At 52.3% G+C, this 20,906-nt stretch carries 20 protein-coding genes and 1 other annotated feature; of the genes, 6 read left to right on the top strand and 14 right to left on the bottom strand.

Going from position 1 to position 20,906, the window contains the following annotated elements:
- Positions 1-121 precede the first annotated feature (121 nt).
- The 4 genes from F556_RS0120180 to F556_RS0120165 all read left to right on the top strand — a co-directional run bounded on the left by F556_RS0120180 (position 122) and on the right by F556_RS0120165 (position 3,726).
- Positions 122-1,075 carry an ABC transporter substrate-binding protein gene (locus tag F556_RS0120180; protein WP_020618811.1) on the top strand — a complete coding sequence of 318 codons (954 nt, stop codon included), beginning with the start codon at positions 122-124 and terminating at the stop codon, positions 1,073-1,075.
- Between the two features lie 10 nt (positions 1,076-1,085).
- The gene (locus tag F556_RS0120175; protein ID WP_020618810.1) at positions 1,086-2,078 is read left to right on the top strand and encodes a FecCD family ABC transporter permease; all 993 of its coding nucleotides are present in this window, start codon (positions 1,086-1,088) and stop codon (positions 2,076-2,078) included.
- Entirely contained in the window at positions 2,075-3,211 is a 1,137-nt protein-coding gene (isdG, locus tag F556_RS39080) for a heme oxygenase (RefSeq protein ID WP_020618809.1), read from the top strand. The genes F556_RS0120175 and isdG overlap by 4 nt, the downstream gene beginning before the upstream one ends.
- Positions 3,212-3,390: 179 nt before the next feature.
- Positions 3,391-3,726, top strand: coding sequence for a potassium channel family protein (locus tag F556_RS0120165; protein ID WP_020618808.1), 336 nt, complete (start codon positions 3,391-3,393; stop codon positions 3,724-3,726).
- A gap of 64 nt (positions 3,727-3,790) precedes the next feature.
- Here F556_RS0120165 and F556_RS0120160 read toward each other — a convergent pair whose 3' ends face one another.
- On the bottom strand, positions 3,791-4,642 hold the full coding sequence (locus F556_RS0120160) for an ATP-dependent DNA ligase (protein WP_020618807.1): 852 nt from the start codon (positions 4,640-4,642) through the stop codon (positions 3,791-3,793).
- Positions 4,643-4,737: 95 nt separating this feature from the next.
- Positions 4,738-5,778: an oxidoreductase gene (locus F556_RS0120155; RefSeq protein ID WP_020618806.1), complete on the bottom strand. Its 1,041-nt coding sequence runs from the start codon at positions 5,776-5,778 to the stop codon at positions 4,738-4,740.
- A gap of 190 nt (positions 5,779-5,968) precedes the next feature.
- On the opposite strand from F556_RS0120155, the gene F556_RS0120150 reads away from it, so the two are divergent.
- Entirely contained in the window at positions 5,969-6,160 is a 192-nt protein-coding gene (locus F556_RS0120150) for a DUF6199 family natural product biosynthesis protein (protein ID WP_245583099.1), read from the top strand.
- 224 nt (positions 6,161-6,384) lie between these two features.
- Here F556_RS0120150 and F556_RS0120145 read toward each other — a convergent pair whose 3' ends face one another.
- The 10 genes from F556_RS0120145 to F556_RS0120100 all read right to left on the bottom strand — a co-directional run bounded on the left by F556_RS0120145 (position 6,385) and on the right by F556_RS0120100 (position 15,607).
- On the bottom strand, positions 6,385-6,648 hold the full coding sequence (locus F556_RS0120145) for a YolD-like family protein (RefSeq protein ID WP_020618804.1): 264 nt from the start codon (positions 6,646-6,648) through the stop codon (positions 6,385-6,387).
- Positions 6,649-6,731: 83 nt separating this feature from the next.
- Positions 6,732-8,627 (bottom strand): serine hydrolase domain-containing protein, encoded by a 1,896-nt coding sequence (locus F556_RS0120140; protein WP_083938065.1) that lies wholly within the window; start codon positions 8,625-8,627, stop codon positions 6,732-6,734.
- Positions 8,628-9,409: 782 nt separating this feature from the next.
- Positions 9,410-11,056, bottom strand: a complete 1,647-nt coding sequence (gene groL / locus F556_RS0120135) for a chaperonin GroEL (RefSeq protein ID WP_020618802.1) — start codon at positions 11,054-11,056, stop codon at positions 9,410-9,412.
- A 121-nt stretch (positions 11,057-11,177) separates the two neighbouring features.
- A complete protein-coding gene (groES, locus tag F556_RS0120130) occupies positions 11,178-11,459 on the bottom strand; it encodes a co-chaperone GroES (RefSeq protein ID WP_020618801.1) in 282 nt (93 codons plus the stop codon).
- 195 nt (positions 11,460-11,654) lie between these two features.
- Positions 11,655-12,482, bottom strand: a complete 828-nt coding sequence (gene tatC / locus F556_RS0120125; protein ID WP_020618800.1) for a twin-arginine translocase subunit TatC — start codon at positions 12,480-12,482, stop codon at positions 11,655-11,657.
- A 60-nt stretch (positions 12,483-12,542) separates the two neighbouring features.
- On the bottom strand, positions 12,543-12,779 hold the full coding sequence (locus F556_RS0120120) for a twin-arginine translocase TatA/TatE family subunit (RefSeq protein WP_020618799.1): 237 nt from the start codon (positions 12,777-12,779) through the stop codon (positions 12,543-12,545).
- 84 nt (positions 12,780-12,863) lie between these two features.
- A complete protein-coding gene (locus tag F556_RS0120115; protein WP_020618798.1) occupies positions 12,864-13,889 on the bottom strand; it encodes a molybdopterin-binding protein in 1,026 nt (341 codons plus the stop codon).
- On the bottom strand, positions 13,886-14,380 hold the full coding sequence (locus F556_RS0120110) for a MogA/MoaB family molybdenum cofactor biosynthesis protein (protein ID WP_020618797.1): 495 nt from the start codon (positions 14,378-14,380) through the stop codon (positions 13,886-13,888). The genes F556_RS0120115 and F556_RS0120110 overlap by 4 nt, the downstream gene beginning before the upstream one ends.
- A gap of 49 nt (positions 14,381-14,429) precedes the next feature.
- Positions 14,430-14,906 carry a cyclic pyranopterin monophosphate synthase MoaC gene (gene moaC, locus F556_RS0120105; RefSeq protein ID WP_040717354.1) on the bottom strand — a complete coding sequence of 159 codons (477 nt, stop codon included), beginning with the start codon at positions 14,904-14,906 and terminating at the stop codon, positions 14,430-14,432.
- A 5-nt stretch (positions 14,907-14,911) separates the two neighbouring features.
- Positions 14,912-15,607: a 5-formyltetrahydrofolate cyclo-ligase gene (locus F556_RS0120100; RefSeq protein WP_020618795.1), complete on the bottom strand. Its 696-nt coding sequence runs from the start codon at positions 15,605-15,607 to the stop codon at positions 14,912-14,914.
- A gap of 347 nt (positions 15,608-15,954) precedes the next feature.
- Here F556_RS0120100 and F556_RS0120095 point away from each other — a divergent pair, with 347 nt between their 5' ends.
- Positions 15,955-17,898 carry an ABC-F family ATP-binding cassette domain-containing protein gene (locus F556_RS0120095; protein ID WP_020618794.1) on the top strand — a complete coding sequence of 648 codons (1,944 nt, stop codon included), beginning with the start codon at positions 15,955-15,957 and terminating at the stop codon, positions 17,896-17,898.
- Positions 17,899-17,950: 52 nt separating this feature from the next.
- Here the strand turns inward: F556_RS0120095 and F556_RS0120090 are convergent, their stop codons facing one another.
- Together F556_RS0120090 and F556_RS0120085 are read right to left on the bottom strand one after the other, a co-directional pair.
- A complete protein-coding gene (locus tag F556_RS0120090) occupies positions 17,951-18,607 on the bottom strand; it encodes an NAD(P)-dependent oxidoreductase (RefSeq protein ID WP_020618793.1) in 657 nt (218 codons plus the stop codon).
- Positions 18,608-19,018: 411 nt separating this feature from the next.
- A complete protein-coding gene (locus tag F556_RS0120085; RefSeq protein WP_020618792.1) occupies positions 19,019-20,560 on the bottom strand; it encodes a 2-isopropylmalate synthase in 1,542 nt (513 codons plus the stop codon).
- A gap of 92 nt (positions 20,561-20,652) precedes the next feature.
- Positions 20,653-20,905 (bottom strand) — a binding site (T-box leader).
- Position 20,906 lies beyond the last annotated feature (1 nt).

Genomic DNA, 20,906 nt, shown 5'->3' with positions numbered 1-20,906 from the left:
CCTACTCATCCGACCATTCATTTCCAAATATTTTTGTTGACTTCTTAAATGAGAAGGATTATCATGTTGTTGAAATTGATTCTCAGTATCAGTTACATATGAATTGTAAGGAGGTTCAACTGTGAAGAAGCCTGAATGGCTCTCCGTCCCTATCTTACTGCTCGGCATCGCAGTCTCAGGTTGCAGTGCCGGCGCCGGACCCGAACAGGTGAATCCGAATTCTCCCGATGCAATTATCGTTACCGATTTTGCACAGCGCCAGCTTGTATTCGACACGCCGCCCCAGCATATTGTTGCCTTGGGCAATGGCGAAACCGATATTATCTACGCTCTGGGAGGTACGTTAGTGGGCAGGCCGACCTCAGATATCGTGCCGAGCAACCCTGCCGCCCTCGATGTCTCCCAGGTCGGCAGCACGCACGAGGTGGATCTGGAGCGTATAAGTCTACTGAAGCCGGATGTTGTCCTTGGCAACCACCCTATGAATACGAAGGATATCCCCACCATCGAAAGCCTGGGCTCCCAGATGCTGCTCTCCAGTGCCAACTCCATTGCAGATATTCAGCAGCAAATCACGTTGCTGGGTGAATTGATTGACCGCGACCAACAGGCAGAAGTATGGGTCAAGAAGATCAATGAAGCTGTGGACACATACCAGCAGCGTTCAGCTAATCATCAGCCAAGAGTCCTGCTCGTCTACGGCGCACCCGGCACCTTCATGGCGGCGCTGCCCAACTCGCTGAGCGGGGATATCTTGAGTGTTGCGGGCGGAATCAACATCGCATCGGATTATCCCCGTCTCCAGAGCTATCCGCAATACGCTCAACTGAGCAGCGAACGGATCGTAGAGGCCAATCCTGAACGCATCTTCATCTTGACCCACGGCAAGCCGGACGAGGTTCGCGATAGCTTCGTACGCGAGATGCAGACCAACCCGGCCTGGAACAAGATCGATGCGGTTACAGATGACAGGATTGAAGTGTTGCCTCCCGACCTGTTCGGTACGAATCCAGGCACTCGCATCTTAGACGCATTGGCACTTATGCACGACAAGCTGGGATTGGCCACGCCTTGAAAGGAGCATCATGGATAAACTTCAACGCACTCGCCGCAGACGTTGGCTGCTCGCGGGCTGCCCTCTCCTGCTGGTCCTCAGCATGCTCTATGGTTTGATGTATGGATCTGTATCTGTCCCACTTCAGGAAATCTGGCCGGCATTGACCGGTCATTCCAACTACTCGACGATCGTGTTCGATCTGAGGCTGCCCCGCATTCTAATCGGTCTGCTGGTTGGTGCATCTCTGGCGGCTGCGGGAGCCATCCTGCAGGGCGTCATGCGTAACCCACTGGCTGATCCCGGAATTATCGGGGTTTCCGCGGGTGGTGGTCTGGCTGCCGTTATCACAATGGTGGTTCTGCCTCAGTTCAGCTATTTGCTGCCTGCCGCGGCTTTTCTGGGTGCCTTTGGCGCATCGCTTGTTGTCTATGCGTTTGCTTGGGATAAAGGCAGTGCTCCGGTACGCATCGTGCTGGCCGGTGTTGCCGTGAACGCCATGCTGGGCGCGGTCATGAACGGAATTATGGTTCTCTACAGCGACCGTGTGCAAGCTGTGCTGCCCTGGCTGTCTGGCGGACTCAATGGTCGCAGCTGGCATCATTTATCCTTTATGGCTCCCTATGCGATTGTCGGACTCCTCTTGGCACTGTTAGCGATCAAGCCTGCCAATCTGTTGCTACTCGGGGACGATTCGGCTCAGCTACTGGGGCAAAAGGTGGAACGCCAGCGCCTGCTGCTCATCCTGCTCTCGTCCTTATTGGCTGGAGCTGCGGTCAGTGTGGCCGGCCTGGTCGGCTTCGTCGGTCTGGTTGTCCCGCATGCCATCAGACTATTGCTTGGCGATGATTATCGCTATCTAATGCCGCTCTCCATGATTGGCGGTGCAGCATTAGTCGTCCTCGCGGATACGACCGCCCGCACTTGGTTCGATCCGGTTGAACTGCCGGTCGGCATCCTGCTTGCTGTGATTGGCGGACCGTTCTTCCTCATTTTGCTAAGAAAAAGGAGTCAATGGCGATGAATGCGATCCAGACAGACACGCTAGTCTATGAAGCCGGCCGCTTCCGGCTGCACGAGCTCTCGCTCGAGATCCCTACAGGTCAAATAACTGCCATTATCGGCCCCAACGGTTCGGGCAAATCGACACTACTGAAGCTTATCACTACTCTCATCGCTCCAGAGAGCGGCCAAATTGTCGTCGACGGCAAAGCCGTCTCGGAATACAACCGCTCGCAGTACGCTCGCACACTGACGATGCTGCCGCAAGCCAAAGACCGCTTGCCCGAGCTGACAGTCCGCGAACTCGTCGCCTATGGCCGTTCACCGCATCTGCGGGGCTTGCGCCAACGTCTTAGCGACGAAGACGAGCAGATCATCGACTGGGCGATGCGTGTCATGAGTATCCGTCGGCACGAGGAGCGGATGTTCCACACCCTCTCGGGCGGCGAACAACAGAAGGCGCGTATCGCCATGGCGCTTGCTCAAAAAACCGGCATCTTGCTGCTGGATGAGCCGACAACCTATATGGACATCGCTCACCAGTTGGAAGTGATGCGCACCCTGACCCGCCTCAATCGGGAAGCCGGCATAACGATTGTGATGGTGCTCCACGACTTGCAACATGCTGCAGCTTTCTGTGACCATCTGATAGCCATGAAGGACGGCGAAGTTGCCGCCTCAGGAGCGCCCAAGGAGGTTATCCAGGCTGATTTTCTCAGAGAAGTCTATGAGATTGAAGCCAGGGTCAGCTTTGAAGAGCAATACCCGGTCATTATACCGGTAGTTCAACCTATAGAGGAGGAGTCAACGATGATTATTGTAACGAACATCTCGCAGATTACCAAAGGGGACGGCGACAAGCTGATCGAACGTTTTGACCGCATTGGTAAAGTGGAAGCCATGGAGGGATTCTTGGGCCTGGAGGTGCTGCTGACGCAAAATCTCAAGGATCATGATGAAGTGTCTGTGGTGACGCGTTGGAGAACCAAGGAGGATTTTCAAAACTGGACGCGCAGTGAAGCCTTCAAGGAATCGCACGCCCATCGCAAGACGCCGGAGTATATTATTTCTAATAAGATTACCTTCCAGGAGGTCAAAGTTAAGCGCAACCCGATTCTGACCGAGTCGCAGGACCTGCAGGCCCAGGCGCAATAATAATTCCCCGATGCGAGCAACAGACGGAGCCACCCCGGTTCCGTCTGTTGCTGTTTCATGATTGCGTTGATTATTCACGTGGTCAGTTGTACAGTAGATGAAGAATTAGCTAGCCTAGGAATATCTCGCATGACTTTTATAGTAGCGGTATATCCTAAGCCAGAGGAGGCAGGACAACCATGATTTCCTTTGCATTAACTGTAAAACGTCTCCTGAGCGGAATGTGGCGCGCCTTCAAGATGAAGAATTTTCAAGCCATCTTCGTGCTTGTGCTGCTGATGCTCATCTCCGGTACGATTTTCTTCACGACGCAGGAAGGTCTGGCGCCTATTGATGCCCTCTATGTATGTGTGACTACCCTCAGCACGGTCGGCCACCCGACCTTCGTCCCCCAGACAGGATTGGGTAAAGGCTTCATGATGGTCTACATTATTGTCGGCACCGGCTTGTTCATCAGCATGATCGGTCATATCGCCTATGCCTTGATCAAGCAGCCCGAAGGGAAGAGGAAGTAGCCGAATATTATGGGCAGCCCAGAGAAAAAAGGACTCGCGTGGAGTCCTCCTTAGAAGCTTATGCTCAGTCCACCACAAATCGGACAAACTCCGGCGAACGCAGCATACCGGATTTGTAAACATTCAGGTAGCGGATTCGTGCCTGCAGCACAGGCTCAAGATACGTATAATTGCGATCCTCAGACGTAACTATTTTCTTGGCGGCTTCGTAGAACTTGGCTCTCTGATGCGGTGGCACCCCATGCTCAACCACCCCAACGGGTTTGCCATTAAAGTGGACCAGCCAGCCAAATTGTGATTTGCGGTAGCCAACAATCGTTACATTGGCGTACTGATAGTTGATGACCTTAAGCCAGTTGGTAGACCGGCGTCCCAGATACGGGCTGTCCTTGCGTTTGCACACAATCCCTTCCAGTCTCCGTTGCTTCACGACATCAAATAACGCCTTTCCTGTTCGTTCAACAGACATCACCCGGCTGTACGTTGCGTTCTCCGTCAACACGTCGTTCAGCAGTGCTTTGCGCTCGTGAAGCGGCCAGTGACGAATGTCCTCCCCGTCGTAGCTCAGAATATCAAACACAAAATAACGCAACGGCAGCCGCTTCATGCCATCCCGAATCTTAGCTGGTTTGGTGAGCCGAAACCGCTGCATCACAGATTCCAGTTCAAAGTCCCCGGTATCTGGATTAAGGTAAGCCACCTCCCCATCCAGCACCACATGCGGGCTATCCACAGGTACGTGATGCAGCTCCGGATAACGCTCCGTGACGTTCGTTCGAAATCGGGTATACAAATTAACCTTGCCATTAATCATTGATAATTCCAGGCGGTGTCCGTCAATCTTGGGTTCAAATACATAGCGTTCATCATCAAAAGCTACCTCGCTAGTCTCTAGCAGCATTGGTTCGTAAAACATTAACTCGCGCCTCCCATTTCAACCATTGTAGCACCTCGATTGCGGGCTGCCACTCGGTAAATGTAGGCAAGTGGGGGTAGAAATGCTACGGCTTGTTAAAGCATCACACAGTTCTCTCCATTAAAGATGACGCAGGGCTGGCAGCGAATGCAGTAGCGGATCTCATCGCCATCGGCTGCTTTTCTCGCCCATTCCGCATCCACAATCAGCTCCCGACCAATAGCCGCAAAATCTCCATAGCCTTGCTTCACAATATCGTCCGCACGCTCCGGTGTCCGGATCTCATACACCACAATGACCGGGACCGTTACCTTCTCCCGGATCCGGCTGCCGCCATAGATGACCCAATTGTAGGGAAAATCCGTAGGCAGCTCTGGCCGCGAACCAGAGTAGCCGCAAGAAGACACATGGATCACATCTATCCCCATCTGCTCCAGCCTTACGGCCATCGCAACGCCATCTTCAAGGGTAGGCTGATTGCAGCCCATGCGGTAACCGAAGATAAAGCGTTCATTCACCAGCGGTTGCGCCTGCTCCATGACCTCCTGGACAAAACGCAGTCGGTTGTCTAACGTCCCGCCGTAGCGATCGGTTCGCTGATTCACATTCGGCGAAGAAAACTGATTCAGCATATAGCCGTGCGCCCCATGAAGCTCAACCCCATCGAAGCCAGCTAATTCTGCACGCCGGATAGCCGACACATATGCCTCTTGCAGCGCCTTCAGTTCGTCTAGCTTCATCTCTCGCGCTGTCACCGACTTGTCCTGATACGCGGATGGGCCGATCGGATCCTGCTTCATGCGGACACCCAGGTGCTGCAGCTGCAGCAGCACCTTGGCGCCATACCGTTGGCACGCTGCGGCAAGTCGTCTTAACCCCGGGATGTGCTCATCCGACCAGGCACCGAGCTGGGACACGACATTCATGCTGCGCGGATCGACGCTGGTTGCTTCGATAATGACCAGGCCAATCCCGCTTCTCGCTCGCTCTCCGTAATGATTCAAGTGATCCTCATTCACGAATCCATCCCTTGTCTTCTTAATCAACAGCTCCATCGGCGCCATGACGATGCGGTTTTTGATGTGATGGCCCTTCAACTCGTAGGGTGCAAATAGGTACTTGAGCTCCGTGTCCATCTGGCCGTCCCCCTTCTGGAATCTACTCCCATAAGTATAGTATGAAACCGTACTTTTGTGGTCGAATGGGCCAATTGTCGTAAAAAAAACTGCTTTATTGCATCTTGCGCCATTTAGGCTCCAACGCCGAAACATTTAGCGCCTCTCCCACGTATTACCTAAAAAGGAGCTGAGGCGGATGATTTTCTTCATGTTACTGTTTGTGGGTCTTACGATTGTGAATATTATTAATCCGGCGATCGGCTGGTATTTGCGTTATGGGTGGATGGTCAAAGGCCAATCTGAACCCAGTGAAGCCTACATGACGATGAGTAGAATTGGCAGCGTCTTTGTCCTTATTATTTTTTTGATTTTTGCTTTCGCAGGAGCATGGCCGGTTTGAGGTGATAAGCTGCTAGCCGCAACAGCACCTTGGCTAGGAATGGCGATGGGATGGGGGCATTTTTGGCGGGGGTGAGACTCTAACGACTGTGGGGGCCTGAATCTGCATCCAAAATACAAATGACCCACAAGAGGGCCACTTTTTCAAAGTGTCCTTCTCATGGATCACAGGACGCACAAGAACATTACATGCGAATAAATGCCTCGCGGCGCTCGTGTGGGAGTTTACCTGGGACGGTTGACATTCATAATATCCAGAAAGGGGATTTTTCTCAATTCCCCATGGCTCTCCGCGACATGGACTTTGCGGGTCCGGGAATCCAATGCGACAATTCTGCCGCGTACCTCTTGCTCTTCGCCCCACACCTCAAGCAACAGCTCCGACTCTTCTTCCTTGGCTTCCACCAAGCGGTCACCTAATTCCTCCAATTGATACTCGTCCCTCGTGGGCCGTTTTGCTTTGTATCCTTTTTTTGGCTTTTGAAACATCACGTTACCCTCTCCTTATCCCATAATTATACCATACGAAGCTAAGAGAGGGAGAAGATCGTTGATGAAAATTAGCCTGCATTCTACGAATAAAATTGCCACATGACAAGCAAAGCAACAAGAAGAAGCATCAACAGAGCCGTAGCCAGTCGGATACTTTTCTGGACCAAGGTCATGGTTTGTTTTCTCCATCCGCTTAGGACGATTCCACTCAGCACCAACCCGATCCCCGTGAAGATGTAGTTCACGACGAGATGTGGATAGACCTCTGCATACGCCCGCTCATAATTGCTGAGCATCCGCAGCGCGAGGAAGCCGTTATTCAGGATTAATCCCATACCCGTAAGGCTAAGCCAGAAAAGGGACGGGGAAAATCTCCATTTTCTTCGCACAGGTGGAACGATAAGCAGAATCGGCAGACTCAAAAAATACAATATGACGATGATAGCCACTATCGCGTAAGTCGTAAGCATTGGTATGGATTTTCCAGCTGGCAGAGGCAAATAATCAGAGGTCGGAATGGCAACCTTCATTACCTTGTCCCCCTCAACCTGAGCGTACAGAACAGACCAAGCATCCAGTGCCGAATGTCCACTTACCTTCTCATAGACATAGGGATGAGTCTGCACATATTCACCAATGGCGCCGGCAATAGCAAGCTGGATCGTCTGTTCATCTACTGCAGCAATTTTCATCAAGGACAGGTAGGGATAGAGGCTCATGAACCCGTGGTGCGGCCGGCGGGCGGCGATATAGCTGCCTTCGATGGTTGCTGCACTCGGCATTTCAAGCTGAGGAGGCGCGACATTCACCCTGCCAGCGAGTGCTTTGACCAAACCATGAACCATATCTGCCTCGCTCGCCTGGTTGCTCATTACAACAATCCCCAGCCCCTCTTCGGGTACAATCAGCAAGTTGCTGGTAAAAACCATCGTATTGCCGGTGTGCCCCAAGCCGCCATGCTCCCCTGCATATTCCCAAAATCCATGCGCAATTCCAGGTACCTGCGGTGCACTCGAATGACTGGTTGCCAGCATATCGCTTAGGGTAGTGATTTGATGAAAAAGAGGAGAAGACTGCCCCTCAGCCGGCATGAAGGCCATTGCGAACCTGGCCAGGTCTTCGGCAGTTCCGTTTATGCCACCTGCCGGATACATCGACATATAGTTCCATGGGCCAGGTTCGAATTGTGCATTCCCCTGATAATAGTACCCCTTGGCCTTCTGTGTCAGCAGCTCAGGACGGTCCGACAGCGTAGGGTGGGCTGACGTCTGCTTCATATCCAATTGTGAAAAGATATGATTCTCTGCATAAGTATGAAACTCGAATCCCGTAAGCTGCTCAACAATATATGCTGCCAGGGCAGTGGAATAATTGGAGTAGGCGATGTTTTCGCCGGGTCTGTACACTTGTGCAGGCTCAGCAAGCCTTAGGCCTTCCTCCAGGGATTGGACGTCATCCGGTGACTGATAAGCAAGATCAAACATATACTCTTCGAAGCCTGCACTATGATTCATCAAATCGAGCATGGTAATTGGCTCGTCATAGCTTAGCTGGGTTAAGAACCCGTCAGGCAGATACGATCGGATATCCGTATCCAGATCAAGCTTCCCCTGTTCCACCAACTGCATCACTGCGGTCCAGACCGTAAGTTTGGAAATGGATCCCCATTCCCATACGGTACGCTGTGGATCCACCGGCTGCTGTAGCTCCATATCTGTATAACCGTAGCCTTTGGACAGGATGATCTCGCCATCCTTTACAATAACAACGGCTGCCCCGACCGTCCTCTGTCCCACATAACGCCCCGCATATTCATCCACAAAGTCCTCTAACTCCTCATAAGGCACGCCTGTTGGCGTCGTTCCTGGTATGGGACGAAGCGGACCGCCAGATGCTTGCGATTCAGCAAGCCCAGGTATCGCTAGAGAAAAACATATAAGCATCATAATGATAAGGACTGCAGCTTTTCGGGGCACAATGGGCTCTCCTCTACGTTCGCGTTAATGATATTCGTCGTTCATTCTACCATATCCCGTAGGAGATCAGGAAGCAGCGGGTCAGGAAGTAGTTGGTCCGGAGACGCTTGTGGGGAGGTGCGAAGAAAATGGGTGGAGAGGTAGCGTGTGTGCGGGGTTCGGTATACTTTGCTTGGTGAATTGTGCTCGAGTGATGCTGGGTTCGGGGTGGTGGACTCGATGTGTGGTTTTCGGATGATGTTGAGTGCGCGGCGCTGAGTGTATTGTACTGGTTGTGCGGAATGGGTGTACTGTGCTGAGTATGGTGCTCGGAGTGTTGTAGCATGGTTACTTTACTCTAACGGCCATATAAGCTGCTATTTCCTGCTTTTTGCGGGGCTCGCTGCTCTAACGGCCACATATGCGCTTATCTCATCAAAAACACCAGAAAACGGCCCCAAGTAGATCAGATAACTGCATATATGGCCGTTAGAATTCTGAACCACGAATTTTGACTGAAATAGCGGCTGTGGTGGCCGTTAGAGGAAGCTGGCCGGACGATTTCTACTTTTTTTGAGTGAAGAGGGACATTTCGATCGAGTAGCAGGATGTTGGTCACTTGTCCTCCTGATTGTCGACAATGGAAATCCAAAAGGTCATATCTCTGTCGTCGGCAGTTATCTATGCCTCAATATCAAGCAATGCGCAGGTGGATTGTTATTTTCCTTTGATTGCAAAAAAGAAAAGAGACCTCACTCCGAGGCCTCTGATCTTTGATCTATATAAGGTTTCTGGGGGCTTGATTACATCATGCCGCCCATACCGCCCATTCCACCCATGCCGCCCATGTCTGGCATGCCGCCGCCAGCTGCGCCTTTTGGCTCTGGCTTGTCAGCCACAACAGCTTCGGTGGTCAGGAACATTGCAGCTACGGAAGCCGCGTTCTGCAGCGCAGAGCGAGTTACCTTAGCTGGGTCAACGATACCTGCTTCGAACATGTTCACCCATTGGCCGGAAGCTGCGTTGTAGCCTACGCCGATAGCTTCGTTTTTGAGGCGCTCCACGATAACGGAACCTTCTTGACCAGCATTAGCAGCGATTGTGCGTACAGGCTCTTCCAGCGCGCGCAGAACGATGTTTACACCCGTTTGCTCGTCACCTTCAGTGACAACAGCAGCAACTGCGTTGTATACGTTCACGAGGGCAGTACCGCCACCGGATACGATACCTTCTTCGACAGCAGCACGCGTCGAGTTCAGGGCATCTTCGATGCGCAGCTTGCGCTCTTTCAGTTCAGTCTCAGTAGCTGCACCGACTTTGATAACGGCAACACCGCCAGCCAGTTTAGCCAGACGCTCTTGGAGCTTCTCACGATCGAAGTCGGAAGTGGTGTCTTCCAGTTGAGCGCGGATTTGGTTCACGCGAGCAACGATGTCAGCAGAGTTGCCGCTGCCATCGACGACGATTGTGTTTTCTTTGGTGATGCGTACTTGACGTGCCGAACCCAGTTGCTCGATCGACGTCGTTTTCAGATCCAGACCCAGCTCTTCCGTAATCACTTGACCACCAGTCAGAGCAGCCAAATCCTGCAGCATCGCTTTACGACGGTCGCCGAAGCCAGGAGCTTTGACACCTACGCAAGTGAAGGTACCACGCAGTTTGTTGACAACCAGCGTAGCCAGCGCTTCGCCTTCGATGTCTTCTGCGATGATCATCAGTTGCTTGCCGGATTGAACGACTTTCTCCAGAACAGGCAGGATTTCCTGAATGTTGGTGATCTTCTTGTCAGTGATCAGGATGTACGGGTTCTCCAGCACAGCTTCCATCTTGTCCGTATCTGTAATCATATACGGGGAGATGTAACCGCGGTCGAACTGCATGCCTTCAACCACTTCCAGCTCAGTTACGAAGCCTTTGGATTCTTCAACGGTGATAACGCCGTCGTTGCCGACTTTCTCCATGGCTTCTGCAATCAGCTCGCCAACTTCGCTGTCGGAAGCAGAGATTGCAGCAACTTGAGCGATCGACTGCTTGCCTTCGATTGGCTTCGCAATAGTTTTCAGCTCTTCGATGGCTGTTTTGACAGCTTTCTCGATGCCTTTGCGGATAACCATTGGGTTTGCACCAGCGGTTACATTTTTCAGACCCTCACGGATCATCGCTTGCGCCAATACAGTCGCAGTTGTTGTTCCGTCACCAGCTACATCGTTGGTTTTGGTCGCAACTTCTTTAACCAGTTGAGCACCCATGTTCTCGAAAGCATCTTCCAGCTCGATCTCTTTCGCGATGGACACACCATCGTTTGTGATCAACGGGCTGCCAAATTTCTTCTCGAGTACCACGTTACGGCCTTTTGGTCCAAGTGTAACCTTTACTGCGTTTGCCAGCGCGTCGACACCACGAAGCATCGAACGGCGAGCATCTTCACTGAACTTGATATCCTTTGCCATAGCTTGATTAACCTCCTTAGATTTAGAACAAATAAGTATCTTTCTTACAATCTATGTGGGGTCCGAAACGCAATCTCTAAAATTAAAGTTCAAAAAGTCGAGCTCTCTGAACCTCCTTAACTTAAGAGAAGATTGCGTGGATGTCGCTTTCTTTCATAATCAAATATTCTTTTCCATCATACTTCACTTCTGTACCGGCATACTTGGAGAACAAAACGCGATCGCCTACTTTCACTTCCAGCTCTACGCGTACACCGTCCTTCAGCGCACCGACACCAACTGCGATAACTTGGCCTTCTTGCGGCTTTTCCTTCGCCGTATCCGGCAGGACGATACCGCTAGCAGTCGTTTCTTCCTTCGCGATTGGTTCGATCAAAACGCGCTCACCCAAAGGTCTGATCATGAAAAATAGCCTCCTTTTAAATTTGTCGCCAAATATCGGCATGGTTAGCACTCGACAACCCTCAGTGCTAACAACCATTTTTATAATACCTATTTTGGTCTTAAATTTCAAGTCCCTTTTGCGAAGAGTTCATTAAATAACAATAGTCCCGCACATCTCGGTATTCGATCTGTACGGGACTAGGAAGTCGACACATTAAGCTTGATTGTCTTGATATTGCGCTTCGAACTCTGCATCCTTCTCCAACTGCTTGCGGTACACGCGAGCGGAGAGGAAGACACTGAACTCATATAGGATGATGAGCGGTATCGCGACCAGAATGTCCGACACAATATCCGGCGGTGTAATGAGAGCTGCAGCAGCGATGAGCACGAAGTATGCGACACGCCTCATTTTGCGCAGCCGGAGTGGATTAAGGATTCTCAGCTTGGTCAGGAACATGATTACGATCGGCAGCTCGAAGAGCAACGAGATTGGAATAATGATGTTGAACATAAACTGAAGGTACTGGATTGCACCGAAAGTTTCAACCAAATTAAGATTAGCTGAAACTGCCGTAGTAAAATAGTAAGCCATTGGTAACACAACAAAATAAGAGAAGGTTATTCCAATAAGCAACATAAGCGTCGCGAATGGAATGTACTTTAGCGTTGCTTTTTGTTCACTGGGCGCCAATGCAGGCTTCACGAATGACCAAAGCTGATAAAACGTAAACGGCAAGGTAATCAGAAGCGCCATGACCAGCGCAAACTTCATATAGATTCCGACGCCGTCCCAGAGAGAAAAACCATGTACTGTCAAATCCCTAGCCGGTTCCTGCGACATGAGAAAATCGTAAGCGGGCTTGGCCAAGGACAGCCCTGCAATCATTCCGAGGATCAGCACGACCAAGACGGCGATGATCCGTTTGCGCAGTTCCCCGACATGTCCCAACAGGGGCATGAGCCCTTCTTGTCCGAGCCGGTCTGCAAAGGCCTCCCGTCTGCCTTTGCCGGAGGAGGCCGTTTTTTTATCTTCCGTCACCCGAGGACATCCTTTCTATACCTGAACGTACTAGGAATTTCATAAAAAAAGCGTCTCCGGTTAGTCCGGAAGGCGCTTGTTGTTCATTGGTTCTCCCGAGCGCGGCGCATCGGCTTGCACGGTACTAACGGTCTTGCGTTCGTTCTGGTCCTCATCGCCCATGATGTCTTTGGCACCGTTCTTGAATTCCTTCAACGTCCGTCCAAATGCCCGTCCAAGCTCTGGCAGCTTGTTCGGTCCGAACAGCAACAGCGCCACGATGGCCAGCAAAATGATTCCTGATGTACCCAATCCCATAATCGTTAACCTCCTCAAACTTTCATGATGTCAACCTGTCAGTCTATTCTAATCTTCCCCAAAACAATCGAAGACTTGCAACAATTAACAACCCAGCATGCCGCCAAAGCCCATCGTCACGATGTCTTCTCTCGTAATCGTGTCGCCGGCTAGGATCCGCGGCAGTAGCACATCAAACGAAGTATACGGGTCATGCATCACGCAGCCTGGCAAACCCAAGATCGGTACGCCATGCAGATACCCCATAAGCAGCATCGAGCCCGGCAGCATCGGCGTGCCGTAGCTGACAATCTCTGCCCCTGCTTCACGAATCGCTGCAGGTGTGCGATCATCCGGGTCTACCGACATCCCGCCAGTTACAAGTATCATATCATACTCTGCGTCAAGCAAGTAGTGTATTTCCTTGACAATTGTATGTCGATCATCCGGCGCAAATCGTTGCTCGATAACCTCGGAGCCATACGCAGCCACCTTGTCCCTGACTGCCGGACCGAATTTGTCCTGAATGCGACCGCTGAATACTTCACCACCAGTCGTGAGCAAACCAATCCGCATGGCGCGGAAGGGGCGAATCCGCAGCGGCGGAATTCCTTGCTCCGAGCGGTAGTCGGATAGCAGACGCTCTGCCTGCTCCACCTTGTCCTTGTCCACAACTAGCGGGATGACCCTGGTCGCCGCCACACGTTGCCCTGGCTCCACGACCGTGCAATGGGCCACAGTCGCCAGGGCAATCTCGCCCAGACGATTAATGGCGTGTACCAGTTCACCATCGATCTCCAGCAGTCCGCGTCGCTCCGCCTTAATTGTGACTTTGCCTTCATGAGGCTCCGTCGCCGAGAAATCCGTATCCGCACACAACCCCGCCGCCAGCCGCTGGGCCGCCTCGTCCTCATGGAGCTCGGTGGATCCCAGCTCCAGAATATAGATATGCTCTTTGCCGATATCGAGCAGGCGAGGGATATCCTCTTCCGTAATCAAGTGTCCCTTGGTGAACAGTCTCCCCTTGAACTGGCCGGGAATAATCTGGGTCAGGTCATGCGCCAGACGCAGCCCGACCGCTTCCCGTACCGGAACCTCCGTCAGCCGAGTACCGCCTGTTGTCCCGCTCATCGCTTATGCTCTCCAATCGCTCCGGTCAGAATGCCCAGCGCATGAGGAAGCTGGTCCATAATGGCCACTAGACTCTCGTGAACGCCCTTCGGACTACCCGGCAGATTGAGAATCAACGAACGTCCGCGAATCCCGCAGATCCCCCGGGAGAGCATCGCACGCTTCGTCTTCTGCATGGAGAACATCCGCATCGCCTCTGCGATGCCTGGCACCTCACGCTCAATGATGCGCTGCGTGGCTTCCGGAGTCACGTCGCGTGGACCCAAGCCCGTACCGCCGGTGGTCAACACCAGATCCGCCTGATAATAGTCGATCATCTCAATCAGTGCTGCCGTAATCTCATCCTGCTCGTCTGGGACGATTCGGTAATCGACAATCTCGCCGCCGAGCTCTTCCTCCACCAACTCGCGAATGACCTGAGCACTCGTATCCTCCCGCTCCCCGACAGAGCCCTTGTCGCTAGCTGTCAGTATGGCCACTTTCCATCTCATCCTTAGCCCCCCAATCCTCATCACTGGATGTTCGTCTCTTCTATACTTGTTACTCCGTTACGCTATAATCGCCATTCTTGCCCCCGGCTTTGTGTATAAGCATGGTCGGCCCGATCAGCATATCCTTCTGCAGCGCCTTGCACATATCATACACGGTCAGTGCAGCGGCTGATACCGCCGTTAAGGCTTCCATCTCCACTCCGGTCTTCCCGGTTGTCTTCACCGTCGCTTCAATGAAGAGGACATCCGTACCGTTGTCATGAAAGGAAATATCGATTCCTGTCAGGGGCAGCGGATGGCACATCGGAATCCAATCGGCTGTCCGCTTGGCAGCCATGATCCCGGCTATCTGGGCGACGGACAACACGTCCCCTTTTTGAATGCCGCCGCTCTTGATCTGCCGCAGCGTCTCTTCCGCCATCTTGACGGAGGAGCGGGCCGAGGCGACACGAGTCGTAATTTCTTTGTCCGATACATCCACCATGCGTGCCCGTCCTTGCTCGTTGAAATGGGTAAAGCTATTCATGATCATCATCCCCTTCCAATTTTTGGATGGATCCAAATTCCTTGCTCCGTAATGACACCGTTCATAGAGGCATCGTGAGGCTGCATCGGCACTTGCTCCACCATCTGTGCTTCATAAGCTAACCCCACCCAAGGCGGCTCCAATACAGGGGCTATATTAATAGTAGAATCACCTCCGCCATCTGTCAGCTGTACATGCTCCGATGCTCGCTGACCAGCACCGGCAAGCTTCTGCAAACGCTCATTGAACCGGTCGTAATAACCGCCGCCGTAACCAAGCCTGCCTCCCTTCCTGTCAAAGGCAAGACCAGGGACAATGACGAGGTCGGGCACGAATGTTGGGTCACAAGGCTCGGCCAATCCCGAATCCGGTTCCCGAATACCATACGCCCCGGTAATCAGCTGATCCCAACTCCGCAGACGGAACAAGGACAAGGATCGGTCGTAGGGATTGCTAATCGGTACAATCACCTCTATCTCTTCCGCCCAGAGCGATTCAATCAGCGCATCTGTGCGGACTTCCGAACGAAACGAGAGGTAGAGCATAACGGACCTTGCGTCCAGGCCACGAATATACGTCAGCGCATGCTCATTGATCTGTTCGGAGCCATGCGTCTGTTCCGCTTCGCTGAGCTTGTCCCGCCGCTCTTTCATCTCCTGCCGAAGCAGGCGTTTCTCTTGTGCCGAAACTGGTTGATTCATGCTTTCTCCCTCTTCAACATCAATTTCATCTGTATGATTTAGTTTACCATTGATCCCCTGATTTCGCCAAGAAGACCTGAAGGCCTAGGTTTCTCCCAAGCCATTAGTGAGCACAGACAAGCAATGTGGTACACTTAAAGAGGTTGTTCAAAAAGTCCCCAATTGATCACGAAGAAAATCAGGAAGCTAACTCGACATCGAATCTTGCGTTCACCCTTGAAGTCCGGTGCTCATGTAGGTTTGCCTACACTCCGCTCCTCCTTCTGCAGGTTCTCGCAACCTTCTCGGTGCTGAATTGTGACCTTTTTGAACACGCACTTAAAGGAATACATGTCACGGAGGTTGCTATGCTGCTACAAGTATCCGATCTATCCAAAAGCTACGGCGTAAAGTCCGTACTCTCTCATATTACCATGCAGGTTCAGGAACGGGACCGAATCGGCCTGGTTGGTGTAAATGGTGCGGGCAAGTCCACGCTGCTCAAAATTATCTGCGGCGAGATGTCCGCTGATTCAGGCTCGATCTTCAAGTCTAAGGAAACGCGGATCGGGTATCTGGCGCAAAACAGCGGACTCACCTCCGAGCGTTCAATTCAAGAGGAGATGCTGGCCGTCTTCGCCAGTCTTCTGGAGGCAGAACAGGAGCTGCGCACCTTGGAGCAGCAGATTGCCGATCCACATTTGCAGGACGACGAGAAGCGTTACCAGGATACGCTTGATCGATATGCCTACCTCTCGGAGTGGTTCCGCGAGAACGGTGGTTTTGAGATCGAGACCCGGATTCGCAGCGTGCTTCATGGTATGGGATTCGGCAGCTTCGACCCGGCAACCCCGATCCATACCTTGAGCGGCGGACAGAAAACCAGGCTCGCTCTGGCGCGCATCCTGCTCCAGGCACCGGACCTGCTGATGCTCGATGAGCCCACCAACTACCTAGATATTCCGACCCTTACTTGGCTCGAAGACTATCTGCGCGGGTATGCCGGCGCCATTCTCGTCGTATCCCATGACCGATACTTCCTGGATGCGCTGGCGACTTCCATCGTAGAGATCGAACGCCATGCCGCAAAACGCTATACAGGCAACTACAGCCGCTATATCGACATCAAAGCAGCAGAATACGAGGCTACTCTTAAGGCCTTCGAGAAACAACAGGACGAAATTGCCCGTATGGAGGAGTTCATCGAACGCAATATTGTTCGCGCATCGACCACCAAGCGAGCACAGAGCCGGCGTAAAGCGCTGGAGAAGATGGACCGCATGGACAAGCCGCTCGGCGATCTCAAGAAAGCACACTTCTCCTTCGAAATCGACAAGCGCACGGGCAAGGATGTCCTCGACGTACAGCAGCTGTCGATTGGTTTCGAGGGCAAGGAAAAGCCATTGTTTCACGATGTCGATTTCCGCCTGAGTCGTGCAGAGACTGTCGCTCTGGTGGGTCCCAACGGTGTAGGCAAGTCCACGCTGCTCAAAGCACTTATTCATCCAAAGCCCAACCTGGCCAGCGGCACGATCCGCTGGGGAAGCAATGTTCAAATTGGATATTATGATCAGGAGCAGACAGGTCTGACACCAACCAACACGGTCTTGGAGGAGGTTTGGAGTGCATACCGTCATTTGGAAGAGGCGCGGATTCGCACCGTGCTGGGCAATTTCCTGTTCAGCGGCGAGGATGTGAAGAAACGGATCTCGGCACTCAGCGGTGGCGAGAAGGCTCGCGTATCGCTTGCCAAGCTTATGCTGCAGCAGGCCAATGTCCTTATCCTTGATGAGCCTACCAACCACTTGGATCTGTTCAGTAAGGAAGTGCTGGAGTCGGCATTGATGGATTACGAAGGCACACTCTTCTTTATTTCCCATGATCGCTACTTCCTCAATAAGATGGCGGAGCGAATTGTCGAACTGACACCAGAGGGTACGCAACATTTCCTGGGAAATTACGACGACATGATGGAGAAAAAACAGGAATTGCAGGAGTTGGAGGAATTAGCTGCGGCAGAGGCCATCCAAAAACCGGGAGCATCGGCGCAGTCTGCTGTCGCAACGCCAAGCTCGTCGTATGAAGCCGACAAACAGGCGAAAAAGGACGAGCGCCAGCGTCAGCGAAAATTGGAGCAGATGGAAGCGGATATTGCTCGACTGGAGCAAGCGATCGCTGACCTCGAGGAAGAACTGACGCAGCCCGACATCTACAATGATTATGTTGCAGTTGGAGAGCGCCAGCAAGCGATTGATACTTATAAGGAAGAGCTTTCCGAGGTATATACGGCTTGGGAAGAACTGCTCGCCTAATAGAGGTTGTTCAAAAAGTCCGGTGCTGAACACCGACCTTTTTGAACACACATTAATAGCAAATACCAACGCGCACGCGATTATATGTGGAATCCCGCAGCTGTAAATAGGCGAATGCTGCGGTATCCCCCACAGAGATAGAACGGCCGTCTATAGGCAAAAACTCGCGTTCGACACGATATACGCCTGTACTGTCGCCATCGGGCAAATAGGTAGGGCAGACAATGGTCCAATCCAGAGATGTCTCTGCCAGCCGATCCCACACGAGCCGATGTTCCTCTGCGGCTCGTGTCTGGGTTCTGCGTGATTCGACGGACTCATAGCGCAATCGGCCCGGTTCCACCCGACTGTTCAGGATGCCGGCCGTGCCAATCGTGACAAGCCGACTTACCCCCGTCTTGTCCATGGCTTCAATCACGTGCGGGATCGACTCGCTTAATACATTTCCCCCATCCGTCCCTAAAGCACTGAATACGACATCCGCACCAGCAAGAGCAGCCTCAACATCCAATGCTATCCGCGCATCGCCTTCCACCATTCGTACATTTTCTCCCACAACAGCATTCTTCGTGCCAGACGTCTGGTGCAGAATTCCCTTGGCTCTCTTCGCATCCCTTACTAAAAGCGATACATTATGACCATCTGCCAAGGCATCTGCCAAAACCGCTTGTCCCACACGACCTGTTGCTCCCAGGATCGTTACTCTCATAGGTATACCCCCATTTTCTGCCGATTATGGATAGAATGACGCTTATCCCCACATCCGCCATGTTATCCACAACTCTTTGTGAATTGTTAGGCAATTCTGTCGATAGTTTTTCTCAAAAAACGTCCATTTCTTCACTAAAATTTAAGATTGACTTTTTTGTAAAGCTTATTTTGAAAGTTTTGCACACATTGTCCACATTATCCACAGGCTGATCCATCCGTATCTGTCCCCAACTACCCCCGGTTTTAAAACACTGATAAATCAACCCAAAATGGAGTTACCCACATTTTGTGGAGGATATGTGGATAACTTTTGTTCACAGCCTGTTTCTTCTTCTAACAAAGCTCTGTTCAAACATGAATCAACCGTATAAGCGATCGTAGACGCCTACACGGTTGATGCCATAAACACTTATGCTTGTTGCTGTTGACGTTTGCGGGCTGAGCTCAGTAATGCCTGATTACAGGCCGCTACATAAGCGGTTGCTGCAGCCAGAATGATATCCTTGTGAATCGCGGTGCCCTGGTGGCGCGCCTGTTCATGCAGGATGCTGACAACCGCTTCCCCATGCGCATCTTCCCCCGTGGAGAGAGAATGCAGCTCCAGATCTTCAAACTGTGCCGCCACAGGGATTAATTCTTGAATACTGCGGATGACGGCTTCTAACGGACCCGTACCCTCTCCGGTCCGGCTATGTGCGGCACCGTCTTGAGTGCGGACCGTCACTTGAGCCGTGCATACTTCAGCAGGTCCCGTCTTCACTTGGACATCGGTCAGCACATAAGGATCATGCTGGGTTGCCGTCGCTTCACCTACCAGACGCAGCAATTCATCGTCGGTAACAATTTTTTTCTCATCCGCTACATCTTTGAACCGAGTATAGACCGTCTCCAACTGCTCCCCACTCACTTCAATGCCATATTCGCTCATGCGATGCTTGATGGCGTGACGGCCCGAGTGCTTGCCCAGAATGATCATGCTGCGCGGAATGCCCATTGCTTCCGGATCCATGATCTCATAGGTGTTCCGGTTTTTCAGCAAGCCATCCTGATGGATCCCTGATTCGTGCTGAAATGCATTGCGGCCCACGATCGGCTTGTTGTAGGCAATCGGGAAATGCATCGTCCGGCTGACCATCCGCGACGTAGCGTAGATCTCAGACGTATTGATGCCCGTGCCGGCCTGCAACGCTTCCTTGCGCGTCTCCATTGCCATGACCAGTTCCTCCAGCGAACAATTGCCGGCACGCTCTCCGATGCCGTTGACTGTTACTTCGATCTGAGTAGCACCACCCCGAATCGCTGCCAGCGAATTGGCTACCGCCAGCCCCAAATCGTTATGACAGTGGGCACTGTAACGCACCTTGTCCCCGCCTCGCGCCTGCGCCCGCACGTTACGGAACAAGGCCTCGTACTCTTCCGGCAGCGCGATGCCCAGGGTGTCGGGCAGATTGATCACCGTGGCTCCTTCCTCAATGACGGCCTCCACCAGCTCAATAACGAACTCCAATCCGGTCCGTGTCGAATCCATAGCGGAGAATTCAATTTCATCGACGGAGGCCTTGCCGAAGGCTACCATCTCACGTGCGATTCGGATGACGTCTTCTCTTGATTTCTTCAATTGAAAATCCAAATGAATGTCAGAGGAGGAGATGAACAAATGCAGCCGGCGCCGTGCCGCATCCTGGGTTGCCTTGATGGCTGATTCGATATCTCCCTTCACCGCACGGGCGAAGCCGACAATTTCCGTGCCCTGCAGCTCACGCGAGATTTGTTGTACCGCATTGAATTCTCCAGGACTGGAGACCGGAAACCCGGGCTCGATAATATCTACACCCAAGCGGGCCAACTGACGGGCCAGAACGATTTTCTGGGCCGGTTCAATAGAAGCTCCTGGGGACTGTTCTCCATCACGCAAAGTCGTGTCAAAAATCTGAATGTTCCGAATTGTCATTGTATTCATCCTCCAAAGGTTCAATTTTGTATGGGGTTAGCAGCGCAGCGCGTTTCATTCCGATAAAAAAAGCCTGCCGCCTCCTCTGTTACAGAAGAGACGACAGGCTGGTTGAACAGCTGCCGCGGTACCACTCTTGTTGGCCTGGAGTATGGCTCCCGGCCCGCTCAATACCTGATCACGGAGGTTACCCGTTGCGCCTTACTATGTGCGGGGACTGCTTGCCCCGCGCACTTCTGGCACACCGCTTCCAGGCGAGTTCGGATCGTCTTCGTCTGTGTTGCACCACCCCACAGCTCTCTGGTTCCCGACGTTCGTCCTACTACTCCTGTTCATCGCGTTTCTC

Source organism: Paenibacillus daejeonensis DSM 15491 (genome assembly GCF_000378385.1).
Taxonomy (GTDB): Bacteria; Bacillota; Bacilli; order Paenibacillales; family Paenibacillaceae; genus Paenibacillus_D; species Paenibacillus_D daejeonensis.
The sequence above is the reverse complement of the archived record's forward strand: the minus strand, read 5'-3'. Positions and strand labels throughout refer to the sequence as shown.

What these genes read in the sequence shown, in the direction of transcription:
- F556_RS0120175 (WP_020618810.1), top strand. Translation starts at nt 1,086, where the DNA reads ATGGATAAACTTCAACGCACTCGCCGCAGACGTTGGCTGCTCGCGGGC.
- isdG (WP_020618809.1), top strand. Translation starts at nt 2,075, where the DNA reads ATGAATGCGATCCAGACAGACACGCTAGTCTATGAAGCCGGCCGCTTC.
- F556_RS0120165 (WP_020618808.1), top strand. Translation starts at nt 3,391, where the DNA reads ATGATTTCCTTTGCATTAACTGTAAAACGTCTCCTGAGCGGAATGTGG.
- F556_RS0120160 (WP_020618807.1), bottom strand. Translation starts at nt 4,642, where the DNA reads ATGTTTTACGAACCAATGCTGCTAGAGACTAGCGAGGTAGCTTTTGAT.
- F556_RS0120155 (WP_020618806.1), bottom strand. Translation starts at nt 5,778, where the DNA reads ATGGACACGGAGCTCAAGTACCTATTTGCACCCTACGAGTTGAAGGGC.
- F556_RS0120150 (WP_245583099.1), top strand. Translation starts at nt 5,969, where the DNA reads ATGTTACTGTTTGTGGGTCTTACGATTGTGAATATTATTAATCCGGCG.
- F556_RS0120145 (WP_020618804.1), bottom strand. Translation starts at nt 6,648, where the DNA reads ATGTTTCAAAAGCCAAAAAAAGGATACAAAGCAAAACGGCCCACGAGG.
- groL (WP_020618802.1), bottom strand. Translation starts at nt 11,056, where the DNA reads ATGGCAAAGGATATCAAGTTCAGTGAAGATGCTCGCCGTTCGATGCTT.
- groES (WP_020618801.1), bottom strand. Translation starts at nt 11,459, where the DNA reads ATGATCAGACCTTTGGGTGAGCGCGTTTTGATCGAACCAATCGCGAAG.
- F556_RS0120120 (WP_020618799.1), bottom strand. Translation starts at nt 12,779, where the DNA reads ATGGGATTGGGTACATCAGGAATCATTTTGCTGGCCATCGTGGCGCTG.
- F556_RS0120115 (WP_020618798.1), bottom strand. Translation starts at nt 13,889, where the DNA reads ATGAGCGGGACAACAGGCGGTACTCGGCTGACGGAGGTTCCGGTACGG.
- F556_RS0120110 (WP_020618797.1), bottom strand. Translation starts at nt 14,380, where the DNA reads ATGAGATGGAAAGTGGCCATACTGACAGCTAGCGACAAGGGCTCTGTC.
- moaC (WP_040717354.1), bottom strand. Translation starts at nt 14,906, where the DNA reads ATGAATAGCTTTACCCATTTCAACGAGCAAGGACGGGCACGCATGGTG.
- F556_RS0120100 (WP_020618795.1), bottom strand. Translation starts at nt 15,607, where the DNA reads ATGAATCAACCAGTTTCGGCACAAGAGAAACGCCTGCTTCGGCAGGAG.
- F556_RS0120095 (WP_020618794.1), top strand. Translation starts at nt 15,955, where the DNA reads ATGCTGCTACAAGTATCCGATCTATCCAAAAGCTACGGCGTAAAGTCC.
- F556_RS0120090 (WP_020618793.1), bottom strand. Translation starts at nt 18,607, where the DNA reads ATGAGAGTAACGATCCTGGGAGCAACAGGTCGTGTGGGACAAGCGGTT.
- F556_RS0120085 (WP_020618792.1), bottom strand. Translation starts at nt 20,560, where the DNA reads ATGACAATTCGGAACATTCAGATTTTTGACACGACTTTGCGTGATGGA.